Here is a 15,008-nt window from a genome sequence, read left to right on the forward strand (position 1 = left end):
CTCGCCGAGCGATCCAGCCGACACAGCATCAGCGGCGCACTAGACGCTAGATTCTGTACATGGTGACGCTTCCGCTCGCAGAAGTTCGCGCCAACCTCTCAAAGCTGGTTGACGAGGCCGTGCGCACGCATCAGCGTGTCGAAGTAACCCGGCAGGGCCGTCGAGCGGCAGTGCTTCTCAGCGCCGATGACTATGACTCGATCATGGAGACTTTGGACATCCTCGGCGACGCGGCCGCGATGGCCGCAATGCGGGAGGCGGACGCCGATATCGCTGCTGGGCGCCTCTACTCCGCTGACGAGGTTGAGGCGGAACTCCGTGCGAAAGGGATTGTGAAATAGCGGCGTATCGGATCGAGCTGACCCGCCGCGCCCGCAGGAGCCTGTCTGAGGAGTTGCCAAAGGAGGTCGCGGCAGCCTGTTGGGAGTTCATTACGGACGTGCTGGCGGACAACCCGTTACGGGTCGGGAAGGCACTACGTGATGACCTCGCAGGCAGATATTCCGCCAGGCGCGGTGACTTCAGGGTGATCTACGAGATCCACGACGACAGAATCGTGGTTCGGGTTATCGATGTGCGTCACCGGCGAGACGTTTATCGGTGACGCACTTTGGTGGAGTGCTGCTTCAACGTTCAGTCCTCCGTTGACCCGACCCATTGTGCGCGGGACGGCCCTCGATCGAACGGATCGCTGAAGCGCTTTGTCTCCCGGACGATTTCGCCGTTCTCGAACTCGGCGATGCTCACTACGTAGTAGGGCTTCCCGTCTCAAATTGTGATGCGTTCGCTGACCCGCGGATCGCCGCTGCCGGTATCCGTCGCGCGGTGAACCGCTTGTTGTCCGGCTGCCTTCGCGCGAGGCCTGAATGTTGTCGCGGCTGTGGATTCGTCCACCCGACTGCGAGTATTCGAGGGTCGCGTCGAAGTCGTTCGCGTCGGACGCTGCCCTGTGGGCTTCGAGTGCGGCTCGCAATTCGTTGACGTTCATGGCGACCCTCCGGCTACGGATTTTGCGGTGGCGCAGCTACGCGTTTTCGTCGCCGGCACGACGCCGGCCCTTCATCCTGTCAGTTAGCTGAAAAGATATATTCTGCGGTCCGGCGAAGAGGACGATGTAATCTCGTCAGCCCTCATCTCCCTAGTAAATCGCTTGGAGGCGAATGGATATGGGCACTCCTGTGGTTAACGTCGAAAAGTTTGCCAGCGCTATTGAGGCGCGGCTCAACAACTCCGTTGTTGGCTATGCGTTCGTCGTCGGGGGCGCCGCCGTTCCCGCCGTGAAACACAGCGCGGGCTCGGCGCGAACAGCCGCCAATGCTCCCGCACTCCCGTTCCTGACGTCTACGCCTACTGGCGTCGGCAGCGTCTCGAAATTCATCACGGCCATCGCAGCCGTGCAACTCCTGGACCGCCCCGACGCAGGCGGCGTCCAGGGCTGGAACGTCCTCAACGCGAATCTCGATACTCCGATGTACAAGGCCTTGCCCCCGTACTGGACCCTGCGCAACGACATTCAACAGATCACTTTCCGCGACCTACTGACACACACCAGCGGCCTGCCGGCCGAGGGTGCCCAAGGCGAGCCGGGGCAGGACTACTTCAGTCTCAAGAACTACCTGTCCCCGAACCCGCCGGCAGGCTCGACGCCATTGGCATCTCGAGGCACCGCCAGGTACAGCAATTTTGGGTTCGGTCTTTTCCGAATTCTGCTGCCGAACATCGTCGGCTTGGTTCCGACTGACAATCCGGGGCAGTACGAGCAGCAACGTGCCACCCAGTACGCCACGCAGTATCAGGAAATCCTGAACGACAACATCTGGGGACAGCTCAACATCACCGGGCCTTCGCAAGGCACTCCCGCAGGCAACAATCACGCGTTCATGTACACCTACCCGGGCAATACCTCGGGCTACGACTGGAGCCAGTGGAAGTACCCCGGACAGACCGCGCCCGGCGAGGGACAGCCGCTGTGTGCCGGGGCCGGAACCGCCTGGGTGTCGATCGATTGGTTTGCTCCGGTCTTGGACAGCATCAACAAAATCGATCAGCGCCTCCTCACCCTTGAGCAGTGGGAACACATGCAAGGCATCGGTGTGCCCAGTGGATACCAGGGTTTGGGCATGGGTATCGATCAACTCAGCGTGAATGTGAACGGCAACCAATATCGGTGGGTGGAGAAGAACGGGGGCCTTGGCTGGTTTGTCACCTCGGGCGGCGGTTCGCTGTCGGCCTCGGTGGCATTCTTCGGCTCGATGCAGCCGACGGCGAACCCGGACAATGGTCCGTTCTATGCCGCGCTCTGCATCAACTCGGATGTCTCGGGAGGTCCGGGGGCGAGCAACGCCTGGTTCTACTGCCAGAAATGCAACTCGCTCTTCACCTCGCAGTCCGCCGGAAACCTGTGCCCTGCCAACGGAAAAGCGCACACAACGGGCGGTCAGTACATTGTCAGTACCGCCCAACAGCCGGGTGGCCAAAGTGGTTGGCGCCAGTGCTCGAAATGCGCGGCGCTGTGTTACGAGCCCGGGTCAACCGACCCAAGTCAGTGCAAGGCCGGCGGCCGTCATACGCCCACGGGCAACACGTTCGTGCTGAGCCAGAGTGGCCAGAGCGATACCGAACATCAGGCCAACTGGCGGTGGTGCAAGAACTGCGGTGTGTTGGCCTACTCGGGCGGTGCAGCCAGCGCTGGATCATGTGCTGCCGGCGGCGCGCACCAGTTCGTCCTCAGTGGTAGCAACTACGCGGTCCAGGTCTTGATCGGCGCCGACACGGTCCTGTTCGAAGCCTTCAAAGCGGCGACGATGTGAGCGTGCCTATCTAGATGAACTGCGACGCAGCATGGTGCGATCGAAGAGTCAATTGCTCGTCGCGCCGAATGTGAAGGAGATCGCGAGATCAGCGCGAAGTTTCGGCATCTTGTTCACTCTCGGCAGGTCCCCGTGCCGGATCTTCCACCAACGCGTACACATAGGCGGCCACCTCGCCGGTCTCGCTGTTGACGGAGACAGGGACGCGCCGATACCCGGGTCCCTCGAATTCGTCGAGTCGACGCCAGTGTGCTGGTAGTTCAGGCGAGGCGAAGACGTGCACGGCGACCTCGGGGCCTGAGTCGTCCAGGACGATGCCCGGGTAGATGCGCCAGCCAGGTTCGTGCAGGTGACCTCTGACCGACCCGCGGGTCCAGGTGCCGGGGAGCCCGTCGAGCACATGTGCGTTCGAGTGTCCCGGAGCGAGCGTGCCGTATGTGGCCAGGCGGTGTTCCAGCCCAAGTCGGTCGGCAGTGCTCATCCCACAATTGTTGCCTGCCTGCGCCTGAACGCGGCGACGACGGCGTCGGCGGCCTGGTCCATTCCGGTGGCGGTGTCGACCCGAAGAATCTCGGTGCTCCAGGGTTCATAGGCCCGGTCTTCGACTTGTCGCCAGGTCGGCACGGTCAGTCCGTCAATGTCTGAGCACCGCGCTTCGACACGTCTTCTGTGCACCTCTCGGTCACTGCAGATCACTTCGACATCGACCAGCAGTGCGTCTGCTGCGCGCGCCGTGTCAGCCCAAGCCTGCCGCGTGACAGCGAGAGGATTCACGCTGTCGGCCACGACATCATGGCCCGCGTTCAGAAAATCTGCTGTGACGGCGTAGGCGACCCGATAGCCCGCGTGGGGACAAGCCGACCACCCACCCGCCGCATCGATCACGCCTGAAGTGGTCAACGCGGCCTCGATCGTGTCGAGTCGCACATGCACCGCGGCGACAGCTGAACTGACGCGGCGGGCGAGTGTCGTCTTGCCGACCCCGGGCAGTCCTGACAGGACGACGAGCGCCGGTTTCGGTTTCCGGGCGGTCACGGATTTCGATGCTACGACCGCTGACGTCGACCGCTCCATGTCGGTGGTCGGGGCTAGCGTGCGCGGCATGAAATTTGTCTCGACCCGGATCATCACCGCCGACGTGCTGCGTCTGGTCACGTTCTACGAGCTCGTGACGGGGGTCACCGCGATCTGGGGTAATGAGCTCTTCGCGGAAATCCCTACGCCGGTGGGCGCTTTGGCGATCGGCAGCGAGAAGACCGTGCCCTTGTTCGGTGCCGGGTCCGCCGAGCCTGCGGCGAACCGGACGGCGATCATCGAGTTCATCGTCGACGACGTGGACACCGAGTACGAGCGGCTTCGTGAGCAGGTTCCCGAGGTGGTGACCGCGCCGACGACGATGCCGTGGGGCAATCGTGCGCTGTTGTTCCGAGACCCCGACGGGAACCTCGTCAATTTGTTCACCCCGGTCACCGAAGCGGCGCGCGCAAAGTTCGGGGTGTAGCGCGTCGCCGCGGCGCAAGTGGGAACCATGCGGCGCGTGGACTTTTGAGTTTGCGCCGCATCGACCGCTGGACCTGATTGGCCGCCACCAAGACGATCAGTGCGACGGCTTGTTGTCCCAGCGCCGACCGTGGCATGCGCCGCCACCAGGTCGCAGCGGGCTTTGTGGTGCGGCGGCCCAGCCGATAGCCGAGCCACATCGCTGCGACCGCGACGCAGAGCAGTTCGAGGGCCACCATGACGTGAGCCTGACGGGTCGCGGTCGCAGGAAGGTCACAGGCGGGGCACGCCTTGATGCCCGTTCACACGCAACCGCTCCGTCATTCCATCCGTTCCACCCACTGGGCTCGCGAGGCCCCGGGTTCGAACGGATCACCGAAATACTGTGTCTCACGGACGACTTCACCGTCTTCGAACTCCATGACGCTCACCACGTAGAACGGTTGCCCGTCGTAAGTCAAGACGAGTTCGCTGATCCACAGAGCGCCGGCGCCGATGATCCGCCGAACCGTGAAACGCTTCGCATTCGGCTGGGCCTGGCGCGAGGACCGAATATTGTCGCGACCGCGGATCCGCTCACCTGACTGCGGATACTCAAGAACCGCGTCAGCTCGATAGATGCGATGTTCGGCGTCAAAGTCGTTGGCGTCGGAGGCGGACCAATGGGCTTCGAGCGCGCGCCGCACGTCGCTGTCGTTCATGACGGTAAGTCTCCCGCTGATTCGACAAAGGACCACATGCCCGGCTAGGTCTATCGTTGAAGTGTGGCTGACGACTGCACCGGCACGCCCGCTGAGCTTCGACGCAAGGCCGCCGCGCTCGACGAGCGCGAGGACGCGATCGAGCAGCGCGCGGCTGAGGTCAGAAGGCGTGAACTGCTTGCCGACAGGCGCGATTGGATCGCTGACGAGCGGGAACGGATCGCCGACGAGCGCGAACAGTTGGCTGATGACCGTGAGCAGCGCGCCGACGAGCGTGAGGGTACGGCCGTGGAGCAAGAGCTCAGCCGGCAGCGACGCGTCGACGAACGGATCGATCGGCGTGACGCCGAGGCCCGGCGCGAGCAAGCCGACATCGACCGGGAGACGGCCGAGACCGAGGGCCTGATCCGCTTCGAGCAGCCCTGAATGGCGTCTGCATCGACCATCTCACAGCGCGATCAGCGACGTAGCATTCTGTGGTGGGTTTCGACGTCCCGCCGGAGGCATACGGGCGGTACATGGGTCGGTATGCCGAGCCTCTGGCAGAGGTCTTCGGCGCATTTGCCGGGGTAAGCGCCGGTGCCAAGGTGCTCGACGTGGGCTGCGGGCCTGGGGCTCTGACAGCGCATTTGCTGTCGATCGGAGCTGAGGTCGCGGCGATCGACCCTTCGCCGTCGTTCATCGAAGCGGTCCGGGTGCGCTTCCCGCAGGTTGACGTCCGTCGCGGTACTGCAGAGGAACTGCCTTATGACACTGCCACTTTCGACGCTGCGTTGGCGCAATTGGTAGTGCACTTCATGACAGATCCGGTGACCGGCCTCAGACACATGGCGCGGGCGACGCGGCGCGGCGGTGTCATCGCAGCGTGCGTGTGGGATGGACCCACCGGCGCGCTGGCGCCGTTCTGGGATGCGGTTCATGTGCTGGATGCCGCGGCGACGGACGAGGCGCTGTTGTCGGGGGCGCACCGAGGTCATCTGACGGAGCTGTTCGAAGCAGCCGGTTTGCATGACGTGCATGAAGATGCCATTTCCGTCGATGTTGTGCACCCGACATTTGAAGAGTGGTGGGAGCCATACACATTCGGTGTCGGCCCGGCCGGCGACTACGTTCAGCGACTCGACGATGATGGCCGCGCACGGCTGGCAGCGGTGGCCCGCGAACGGTTAGGGGACGGGCCGTTCACTGTTACGGCCACGGCGTGGGCCGCACGAGGGACGGTGTGAGGACGACGCTCAGTCGACTGAACTGACCGTCGCGTTGCAGATGGGCAGTGCGGCGTTGAGGGTGTGAGCGACACCGACGCCCGGTGCGGTGATGACCACTGTCCCTATGCGCGGGCACGCCTTGCCGGATGCGGTGTCGATCGCCGACGCCTGGATGTCCGCATTCGCAGTGTCACCAGGGTTCAGGGTCAGCCGGTGTGCCGCTGCCGCGGGACGCCTGTCGACGTGGACCAGGACGCCACCGGCCGCGGTCACCAGATCGGCCCCGGGGTAGCCGACGAGCGTGCAGGGGTGTGACGACGTGTTCTTGAAGGACACGGCCAGCCGGCGCATGGTGTCGGCCGATTCGACGTCTCCGTTGGAGATCGCGAGATCGGCGTCGGTGCACAGGCCGAGCTCCGCGGGCACATTGGTCGCTGACACAGCCGGTGTGGGTGAAGCCTGCGGCGTCGAACTCGCCACGGTTGCCGACGAGGCCTGCGGCGTCGATGATGTTGGCGTCGAGGCGTTCTCGTGTGAAGCCGAACAACCCGCGATCAGAACGAGCGCCAGCAAGGGCAGCATCCGCTTCATGTCCCACTCCAGCCCACGCGCACATATCCGTCAGGTCGGGATGAGTATGTACCTTGCGCTGCCTGCGGGAGCCGGGTTCAGGTGCTCGTGCCGCACCCCATTTCGAACAGAATGAGCCGCAGCCGCCGCAAGGCGTAGTGCAATCTCGATTTCACGGTGCCCTCGGCGACGCCGAGATCGTCGGCGATCTGCCGCGTGGTCCAGCCGAGATAGAAGGACCGGCTGAGCACGGCGCGGTGTGATTCGGGCAGTTGCGTCAGCGCCTCGGCGAGCAACATGCGGTCCAAGGCGGCGTTCACCTCATCGGCTCCCAGCTGATCGGGCAGCTCTGGCACCTCGGGAGAACTGATCTCGAAACGAAATCGGGCCGTTCGGCTGCCGTCGATGACGATGTTACGGGCGACAGTGAAAAGCCAAGCTCCAACAGGTGGCTCGCCCTCGGTGGACAACATGTGACGCCAAGCCCGCAGCAACGTCTCCTGGACCACGTCCTCGGCCCTCGTGCGATTGTTGGTGAGTCGGAAGGCGTAGCGGCGCAACGGGGCAGCGTGGTGATGGTAGAGCTGCAGCATCTGATCGCTCGGGCGCTCGACAGTCAGCATCCGACACCTCCGGTTGGGTTGCTGAACCCAGCCTTCCTGTGGGCACGGAGGATTTCCTCGGTGCTGGCCCCAATCCGCTATACCTGCCAGCAGGTATAGCGACTCTCAGTCGAGAGTGACGGAGATCTCATCGCCGAGTCGGTAACCCTGCGTGAGCGGCAACCGGTCCCCGCTCCAGAACGAGCCGGGGTCGAAATAGTTCTCCCGCTTCTCCGTGTTGATCAGACCCATTTCCTCATACGTGATGGCGACGGTCTCCGCACAGTACGCGGTCTCCAGCCCCGCCTCGCGTTTGCGCGCCTTGTCACGCAATGCGGACTCGCGAACCTTCTTGTGCACGAACGGCAATCCTCGGGTGAAGTCGCTGACGATCGGCAGCCGGCCACGTATCCACCGACCCGTCAAGCGTGCCGTGGTCGGAAATGCGGTGCCGTTCATCCGAGCCACCACCTTGAGCAGCCGATCTTCCTGCTCGCGGGTGGCGAACGGCGTCAGTTGGCGGAGCCAGCAGCGTTGCCCGTAGTGGGTCATCCACTGCTCGACCACCTCGCGGGCGTCATTGAGTTGCACGCCGCGGTGATGAGTGCCGGTCCAGAGGTCCACCAGCTTCTGGCCCAGCTCGGCATGCCAGATCAGCGGCGGCAGATCGTCGATCGCCACCGTCATCCCGACATGATTCACCGGGGCGTTGGTCAGCGTCTGGATGGCGCGGTCCGGCCCGGAGCCGCCTCGGAACAGCCAGATGTCACCGGTCCGCGTCTCCTGCAATGCCCGGCTGAGGGACACCGTGTGTGCGTTCACCCGGGCAGCTTATGCAGAATCTCGTCATGAAAAGTCTGTGGAAGTGGATTGGTCTGGCCGGTGTCGCCGGCGTTGTGGCCGGCGGCGTGCTGGTCGCCCGCGACCAACGCAAACGCAACGCGTACACCCCCGACGACATCCGGGCCCGGCTGCATCAGCGGCTGGCCGACGCGAACACTCCGCCGGCGACTTGATTCAACGGTGAGTTGCATTCACGCTGAACGTAACTCGTGACATCGGAAGGTCACTGCCTAGGGTTGGTTGATCGTGACGACATCGACATGCACCAGCCACCTCGGTCGCGTGATCGCCGCGACGGGGGACGCCGTCGCGGCAGACCCGGCCAATGCCCACGTGGTTTTCCGGGCAGCGGCAACCGCTCATGACGCGGTGGCCAGCGCCGTGTCGCTCGGCCGGTACGCGATCGAGGTCGACGAGCCGCCGGCTCTCGGCGGCCAGAACGCGGCGCCGAACCCCGTTGAGTACTTTCTGGCCGCGCTGCTGTCCTGCCAGGTGGTGACGTGGCGGTTCTGGGCCGAGAAGCTCGGCATCGTGGTGGACGACATCTCCGCACGGGCCGACGGGGATCTCGACGTCCGCGGGTTCTTCGGTCTCGATGATCAGGTGCGGCCCGGCTTCGGCGAAGTGCGGGTGGTGGTCACCGTCACCGGCCCGGAGTCCGCTGATCGTTACCGCGAACTGCAGCGCGCTGTCGACGCCCACTGCCCGGTGCTCGACCTGGCCCGGAACTCGACACCTGTGGTGACCGCCCTCGAACTCGGCTGACGTTCACCGAATCGCATACAGCCGGTGTTGCCCCGCGAAGCCTTTCAGCTCCACCTCGCGCCCCTCGTCGAACACGACATCGTCCTGGCCGCCAAGGGCGTCCCGCACAGCCTCGCTGACGAGCGTCTCGCCGCCCTCGGCCTGCGCGGCCACCCGCGCGGCCATCGCCACGTTGCGGCCGAACAGATCATCGCCGCGCCGCACTGACCGGCCGCTGTGGATGCCGATGCGGACGCGGATGCCGCTCGGCTCGCGCCGCATTGCGCGTTGCAGGTCGACGCCACAGCGCACGGCCTCGCCCGGCTGGGCGAAGGCGATCATGTATCCGTCTCCCTGGTTCTTGACCACATGACCGGAGTGGTTCTTGACGCACTTCTGCACCAGCCGGTCATGACGGCCCAACAGCTTGACCCAGGCCCGGTCACCCATTTGCTCGTTGAGCGCGGTGGAACCCTCGATGTCGGAGAACAGGATCGTCACCTTGCCGTTGGGCGCCAGCCGTGCGAGATCGGGCCGTTCGACCTCGGCCCAGTCGGCCAGGTCCTCGATGGACGAGCGCACCGCGGCACCGAAGCCCTCCTTGCGCAGGATGTTCGCGGTCTGCCAGACGGTCTTGACGGCCTCGCGGCTGCCGGACAGCAGCATCGCTCGGGTGTCGGTTCGACGCCGGAGCGCCTCGGCTTCCTCACGGCTGGTCCGCAACCGCTGCGAGACCACCATCAACGCAATGGCTTCGGCTGCCGCGACGAGACCCAGTACGACGATGGCGACGAGGGCAAGGCTCACCGCACCAGTATTCGATACCGCCTGGGTGTCGGTGGGACGTTCGCAGTGGCGTCTTCAGCCGAAGCAGTCCCTGCAGATCGGCCCGGAAAGCCCACTGCGGGCGAGCCGACTCCGGTGTTGCACGAGAAAGCAGACCGTGCAGGTGAACTCGTCTTCCTGTACGGGAACGACGCTCACCGACAGCTGTTCACCGGACAAATCGGCACCAGGGAGCTCGAACGGTTCCAGCGTGTCGGATTCATCAAGATCCAGTTCTCGTGTACGCGGGGCTGCCCCCGGCAGGAGCTCTGGTAGGGCCTCATCGGAGCCGCCGGCGGCGTCTGCCCGTCGTGCGTCGTAATCGACTGCCATGGCCAATCCCATCTTCTCCATGCCCCCGAGAGCTGGGCATTCACGCACCGATCCGACGAGTACCCCTTTTTCCGGAACGGAATCATCGGCCGGCTCTCAGAAGGCCCACCCCGCGGTGCATCCCGAGTTGTTCACCCAGAGCTCGACCATTGAAACGCGACTCCGGGGGGCGTAAAACCCTTACTACAACGGCTGGTTGCAGCGTGTTTCTCTCCCAGAAGGGGGGTGTGACGTGGAGGCGAACCGCCAGGAACCTTCCGGCACTTCCGAGCCCGGCCCTGGCATTCTCATCCAGCAGATCCACGCGGAGGATCCGCGCCTGCCCCGCGCGGGCCGGTTCTGGTTCTACTTCGCCGACCAACGGTGGGAGTGGTCACCCGAGGTGGCCGCCATGCACGGCTATCCGGCCGCAGCCATGACCACGACCACGGAAGTAGTGCTCTCCCACAAACATCCCGCCGACTACGGGCACGTGGCGGCCACGCTCGACGCGGTGCGCCGCGACCGCCAGGCCTTCAGCACCCGGCACCGCATCATCGACACGCAGGCCCGGGTGCACCACGTGGTGGTGATCGCCGAACAGCTCGCGGACGACACCGGCGTGGTGATCGGCAGCACCGGCTTCTACGTCGACATCACGGCCGCGCTGCAGCAGCAGCGTGAGCAGCGCATCGATGTCGCCCTCGCTGCCATCGTCGAGCATCGGGAGAGCATCGAGCAGGCCAAAGGCATGCTGATGCTGGCCTACGGGATCAATGCCGACGCCGCATTCGATCTGTTGCGCTGGCAATCTCAGCAATACAACGTCAAACGCGCCTGTTGGCCGAGCAGATCGTGCACGACTTCCTGGGCCTGGCCCAAGCCCAGCCGCGCCCCGACCGGGCGGCCTACGACCGTCTGCTGCTCACCGCGTTCCAGCGAATCGGCACTGACCCCCAGCTGGACAGCCTCGTCGACTAGACCATCTGGCCATTCGTCGGGGTGCTACCAGCCCTCCGTCAGCACGCGGTCCAGGGCGTCGACGTAGAAATCCGCGCCAGCAATGTCAATGCACAAGGGCGGCTTGGTTTTCAGGATGTTCTGGTGATCGCCGGTGGGTTGGATGATCACGCCGAGCTCGAGCATGCGGTTGCAGATCAGCGTGGTTTCCTCGGTGGCGGGTTCGAGGGTCTCGGGGTCGCGGATCATCTCGACACCGAGGTACAGGCCGACGCCGTGCACGGTGCCGATGATCGGATGCTTGGCGGCCAGGGCCTGCAGGCGTGACTTGAGATGGGCTCCGACCTCAACGGCGTTCTGCTGCAAGCCTTCGTCGTGGAGCACGTCGAGCACCGTCATGCCGATGGTGCACGACAGCGGGCTTCCGCCGGTGGAGGAGAAGAAGTAGCCCTGGCTGCGGAACGCGTCGGCGACCTCGCGACTGGTGACGACGGCGCCCAACGGATAACCGTTGCCGAGTGACTTCGCCATCGACACGATGTCGGGCACGACGCCTTGCTGCTGGAAGCCCCAGAACCAGTGGCCCAGGCGGCCGTAGCCGACCTGCACCTCGTCGGCGACCGCGTATCCGCCGTTCGCCCGGACCGCGCCGTAGACCTTTTCCAGATAGCCGTCCGGCAGTGCCATGCCACCGGCGTTGCCGTAGACCGTCTCGCAGATGAACGCCGCGGGTGCTCGGCCGTCGCCGGCCAGCTGTTCGATCTGGGCCACCGCCTCGGCGGCGTACCGCCCGAGGTCATCGCCGCGGTACTTGCCGCGGAAGCTGTTGGGCGATTCCACGGTGTGCACCCAATTCGGCCGGGTGGCAAGCGCGTTCGGGTTGTCGGCGGTCGACGTCGACACGGCGTCGGTGCCGTAGGTCCAGCCGTGGTAGGCCTCGCGCATCGCGACCACGTCCGGGCGTCCGGCTGCCGCGATGGCCAGGCGCAGCGCGAGGTCGCTTGCCTCCGACCCGGAGTTCACCAGGAACACGGTGTCCAGCGGTTCGGGCAACAGGCCGGCGAGGCGCTCACTGAATTCGACGACCGCGGCGTAGTTGAAGCGCGAGTTGGTGTTGAGCCTGCGCAACTGCCGCGCCGCGGCCGTGGCGATCCGCGGGTGGGCGTGCCCGAGCACCGTCACGTTGTTGACCATGTCGAGGTAGCAGCGACCGCTGGTGGCCATCAGGTAGTGGCGCCAACCGCGTTCGATCTGCGGCGGTTTGCGGTAGTAGTGCTCCTGCACAGGCGCGAACGACTGGTCCCGGCGCGCGATCAGGTCGCCCTCGGCCGCATCGTCGGCCAGGGCGGGTAGGCCCAGCAGGGGGCGGGGGTCGCGGCTGAGCGCCAGCCATCCCGGCGCGAGCGCGGGTGTGGTGAACGTCGGTGCCTCGCGCGCGCCGACGGGCCGTACGGCCAACTGCACCCACCGGCCTGCGGTCGCAACGCCCAGCGCGCCGTTGTCGGCGGCCACGGTGATCCCCGAGACCGTCAACTCGACATCGCGGCCGCGGAAAGTGACGGAATCGTGTGAGCACGCGACGATTTCGCCGTCAAACGGGGCGACCAGCGATACGGATTCGGCGGGCCACAGGCTGATCCCGGTGGGCACCACAGCGGGTTCCGCCTGGCTCAGCGGAGGGGCTTGGGTTATCCGCGGCCTGCCGAACTGTGTGACGACCAGTCGGGCACCGTCGGCCACTGCGGCCCTTGCGAATTCATCTTCGAGGTCGGGCCGTAGCCAGGCGCCCGGTACGAATGCGGAATCGAGCGCATCCGAGGTCACCGACAGGTCCAGGGTCGTCACGGTCGCGGGATCGAGTCCAGCGATCAGCGGCGTCGTGGCCGTCAGTGGGCCGACCGGGGTGCTGAGCCCCAGATCGGCCTTGATCAGCTCGGTCATCACATCCATGGGCACCGAGGTGGCCTGCTCGAACATCTGCCACTCACCGTCGGACTGTTCGGTGATGTAGTCGTTGTCGGGGTCGAGCGCCGCCTGCTGCGCACCGCTGACGATGAGCACCGCCGTCCGCAGAACGAGCAAGGGCCACAAGACTTCCGCCTCGGCGGCAGTCAATGGGCGGATCCGGTGGAACGCCCGCACCCCCGGCAGGATGTGCGTCGGGCCGTTGCCGGGATGCTGCAGCACCGAGGACAGGGTGATCGCCAGTTCACCGACCGCCCAGCTGTCGGTCAGATCGCCGAGGTCGATGATCCCGTCCGGATGCACGGCCCCGCCGGGGGCGTGCGACACCACCACATTGGCGTCGGTCAGGTCCATGTGGATGGCCTGTCGGGGCAGCGCGTCGGCGTGGGGTTCGATACGGGCCCAGGCGGATTGAGTCGCCGCCAGGATGCGGTCCCGGTCTCCTTCGTCGGCGACGTGGGAGGCCAGCGTCGTCACCACCTCGGCTCCGTAACGCAGATCCCACTGCAGGATGCGGTCCAAGCCCGGATGGTCGAACCCGGCCAGTGCGCGCGTGACGCGGCCGGCCACGTCGCCCAGTTCGGCGACGGTGTCCGGGGACAGGTACCCGGCATCGAGCAGTGCGCCTCCCGGCAGGTAGCGCAGTAGCCGCAGGTAGGCCGTACCGTCGAGCAATCCGTTTACCGCGGTGCGTATTTCGCCACGGATGTTGGGCTGGGGGACCGCAACTCGCAGGCCCGGCTCGGTCGTCGCGATCAGTTCGGCCGCCAGATCCTGGGCGGTCAGCTCGGTCTCGTTGAACGCCGGGTTGGCGATCTTGAGCACGCCGACGACGGTGTCGCCCTGGGTCACCAGGAAGTTCTTGTCCTGTTGGCTGCCCAGCGATTTCGCTTGAGCCTCGATGCCGTAGTGGGTTGCGAGCAGCTCCTGGGCCTGCGTCTCGGTGACCTGCGGTGCGGGCAGCTCCGGCTCGGTGAGGAAGTTGAAGCCGACGGGGTTGGCACGCTCAGTGGTCATCGGTTCACGAACTCCACGACAACTTCGGTGAACGCGTCATTGTCGTCGCCTGCGGCGGTGTGGCCTGCCTCGGAAAGCTCGGCGAACTCCGCGGCGGGCACCTTCTCCAGGAAGTCTTGCACTCCCTCGGTGCTCACCACATCGGACAGCTTTCCGCGGATCAACAGGATCGGGATGGTCAGGTTCATCGCCGCACGCTCCAGTTTGTCCACCCGGATGAACGGGTCGTCTTCGGGTTTGGTCAAAAATGCCGGGTCCCAGTGCCAGTACCATCGGCCGTCGCGCAGCCGCAGGTTCTTCTTCAGCCCCTCGGGGCTACGCGGTTTGGTGCGGTGCGGCAGGTATTCGGCGACCGCGTCGGCCGCCTGCTCCAGCGAGTCGAAGCCGTGCACGTGGTTGAACATGAAGTCGCGGATGCGGGCGCTGCCGCTTTTCTCGAAGCGGGGCACCACGTCGACGAGCACCAGCTTGGTCACCACGTCCGGGCCTGCCTCGTGCGCGGCGAGAATCCCGGTCAATCCACCCATGCTTGCGCCGATCAACACCACCGGCCGGCCGAGCTGGTGGAGGATCCGCACCACGTCGCCGCACAGCGCTTCGATCGAATAGTTGGCTGTGGGGGAGCGGTCACTGTCGCCGTGGCCGCGCGAATCCAGAGCGATGACCCGCAGACCCTGGTCGGCCAGGATCTGACCGGTGTTCTTCCAGGAGTGCCGGTTCTGTCCGCCGCCGTGCAGCAACAGCACGGCGGGCCGGTCGGGGGGCGCGTCGGCGTTCCATTCGTCGCCAACCAAGCTCAGATCGTCGACCCCGCGGAAGGTGACGACGCGTGATTCGCTGTGTTTCCCGGTGCTCACGGACATTCCTCTCGGCCGCCCCCGTGCGTCACGTTACCCAGGACCGCGGTGAGTTTCGGGCGCAGGGAGGGTCTGTTCTGGAAACGACATCTGC

Annotated in this window: 18 protein-coding genes and 1 pseudogene; 9 read left to right on the top strand and 10 right to left on the bottom strand. The window is 65.4% G+C overall.

Annotated features, from left to right (window positions below):
* Positions 1–59: 59 nt before the first annotated feature.
* The 3 genes from BST13_RS10145 (at position 60) to BST13_RS10160 (ending at position 2,810) form a co-directional block, all read left to right on the top strand.
* Positions 60–341 (top strand): type II toxin-antitoxin system Phd/YefM family antitoxin, encoded by a 282-nt coding sequence (locus BST13_RS10145; RefSeq protein WP_083163233.1) that lies wholly within the window; start codon positions 60–62, stop codon positions 339–341.
* Between the two features lie 17 nt (positions 342–358).
* On the top strand, positions 359–604 hold the full coding sequence (locus tag BST13_RS10150; protein WP_281254739.1) for a type II toxin-antitoxin system RelE family toxin: 246 nt from the start codon (positions 359–361) through the stop codon (positions 602–604).
* A 562-nt stretch (positions 605–1,166) separates the two neighbouring features.
* On the top strand, positions 1,167–2,810 hold the full coding sequence (locus BST13_RS10160) for a serine hydrolase domain-containing protein (protein WP_158087137.1): 1,644 nt from the start codon (positions 1,167–1,169) through the stop codon (positions 2,808–2,810).
* 88 nt (positions 2,811–2,898) lie between these two features.
* Here BST13_RS10160 and BST13_RS10165 read toward each other — a convergent pair whose 3' ends face one another.
* A complete protein-coding gene (locus tag BST13_RS10165; protein ID WP_083163239.1) occupies positions 2,899–3,291 on the bottom strand; it encodes a gamma-glutamylcyclotransferase family protein in 393 nt (130 codons plus the stop codon).
* Positions 3,288–3,845 (bottom strand): P-loop nucleotide/nucleoside kinase family protein, encoded by a 558-nt coding sequence (locus tag BST13_RS10170; RefSeq protein WP_245839483.1) that lies wholly within the window; start codon positions 3,843–3,845, stop codon positions 3,288–3,290. The genes BST13_RS10165 and BST13_RS10170 overlap by 4 nt, the downstream gene beginning before the upstream one ends.
* A 67-nt stretch (positions 3,846–3,912) precedes the next feature.
* Here BST13_RS10170 and BST13_RS10175 point away from each other — a divergent pair, with 67 nt between their 5' ends.
* Entirely contained in the window at positions 3,913–4,311 is a 399-nt protein-coding gene (locus tag BST13_RS10175; RefSeq protein WP_083163409.1) for a VOC family protein, read from the top strand.
* Between the two features lie 319 nt (positions 4,312–4,630).
* On the opposite strand, the gene BST13_RS10180 is transcribed toward BST13_RS10175, so the two are convergent.
* On the bottom strand, positions 4,631–5,011 hold the full coding sequence (locus BST13_RS10180) for a nuclear transport factor 2 family protein (protein WP_083163243.1): 381 nt from the start codon (positions 5,009–5,011) through the stop codon (positions 4,631–4,633).
* Between the two features lie 63 nt (positions 5,012–5,074).
* On the opposite strand from BST13_RS10180, the gene BST13_RS10185 reads away from it, so the two are divergent.
* The gene (locus tag BST13_RS10185) at positions 5,075–5,437 is read left to right on the top strand and encodes a hypothetical protein (protein ID WP_083163245.1); all 363 of its coding nucleotides are present in this window, start codon (positions 5,075–5,077) and stop codon (positions 5,435–5,437) included.
* Positions 5,438–5,490: 53 nt separating this feature from the next.
* Entirely contained in the window at positions 5,491–6,237 is a 747-nt protein-coding gene (locus BST13_RS10190; protein WP_083163412.1) for a class I SAM-dependent methyltransferase, read from the top strand.
* 9 nt (positions 6,238–6,246) lie between these two features.
* Here the strand turns inward: BST13_RS10190 and BST13_RS10195 are convergent, their stop codons facing one another.
* From BST13_RS10195 to BST13_RS10205, 3 genes are all read right to left on the bottom strand, one after another.
* Complete coding sequence (locus tag BST13_RS10195; protein WP_083163247.1) at positions 6,247–6,810, bottom strand: DUF4232 domain-containing protein; 564 nt, start codon at positions 6,808–6,810, stop codon at positions 6,247–6,249.
* Positions 6,811–6,887: 77 nt separating this feature from the next.
* Entirely contained in the window at positions 6,888–7,412 is a 525-nt protein-coding gene (locus BST13_RS10200) for a sigma-70 family RNA polymerase sigma factor (RefSeq protein WP_083163249.1), read from the bottom strand.
* A 105-nt stretch (positions 7,413–7,517) separates the two neighbouring features.
* Complete coding sequence (locus BST13_RS10205; protein ID WP_083163250.1) at positions 7,518–8,213, bottom strand: guanylate cyclase; 696 nt, start codon at positions 8,211–8,213, stop codon at positions 7,518–7,520.
* Between the two features lie 26 nt (positions 8,214–8,239).
* On the opposite strand from BST13_RS10205, the gene BST13_RS10210 reads away from it, so the two are divergent.
* On the top strand, positions 8,240–8,407 hold the full coding sequence (locus BST13_RS10210) for a hypothetical protein (RefSeq protein WP_095533481.1): 168 nt from the start codon (positions 8,240–8,242) through the stop codon (positions 8,405–8,407).
* 73 nt (positions 8,408–8,480) lie between these two features.
* On the top strand, positions 8,481–8,999 hold the full coding sequence (locus BST13_RS10215) for an OsmC family protein (protein ID WP_083163254.1): 519 nt from the start codon (positions 8,481–8,483) through the stop codon (positions 8,997–8,999).
* Positions 9,000–9,002: 3 nt separating this feature from the next.
* On the opposite strand, the gene BST13_RS10220 is transcribed toward BST13_RS10215, so the two are convergent.
* Together BST13_RS10220 and BST13_RS10225 are read right to left on the bottom strand one after the other, a co-directional pair.
* Entirely contained in the window at positions 9,003–9,719 is a 717-nt protein-coding gene (locus BST13_RS10220; protein WP_083163414.1) for an adenylate/guanylate cyclase domain-containing protein, read from the bottom strand.
* Between the two features lie 120 nt (positions 9,720–9,839).
* Entirely contained in the window at positions 9,840–10,136 is a 297-nt protein-coding gene (locus BST13_RS10225) for a DUF4193 domain-containing protein (protein WP_083163417.1), read from the bottom strand.
* A 283-nt stretch (positions 10,137–10,419) separates the two neighbouring features.
* On the opposite strand from BST13_RS10225, the pseudogene BST13_RS10230 reads away from it, so the two are divergent.
* Positions 10,420–11,096: pseudogene (locus tag BST13_RS10230) on the top strand (PAS and ANTAR domain-containing protein).
* A gap of 24 nt (positions 11,097–11,120) precedes the next feature.
* Here the strand turns inward: BST13_RS10230 and BST13_RS10235 are convergent.
* Both BST13_RS10235 and BST13_RS10240 read right to left on the bottom strand, forming a co-directional pair.
* Entirely contained in the window at positions 11,121–14,057 is a 2,937-nt protein-coding gene (locus BST13_RS10235) for an aminotransferase (protein ID WP_083163256.1), read from the bottom strand.
* Positions 14,054–14,914 carry an alpha/beta fold hydrolase gene (locus BST13_RS10240; protein WP_095533474.1) on the bottom strand — a complete coding sequence of 287 codons (861 nt, stop codon included), beginning with the start codon at positions 14,912–14,914 and terminating at the stop codon, positions 14,054–14,056. Before BST13_RS10240 ends, BST13_RS10235 begins: the two co-directional genes overlap by 4 nt.
* Positions 14,915–15,008: the final 94 nt, after the last annotated feature.

The sequence above is a fragment of the Mycobacterium aquaticum genome (assembly GCF_002086485.1).
Classification (GTDB): domain Bacteria; phylum Actinomycetota; class Actinomycetes; order Mycobacteriales; family Mycobacteriaceae; genus Mycobacterium; species Mycobacterium aquaticum.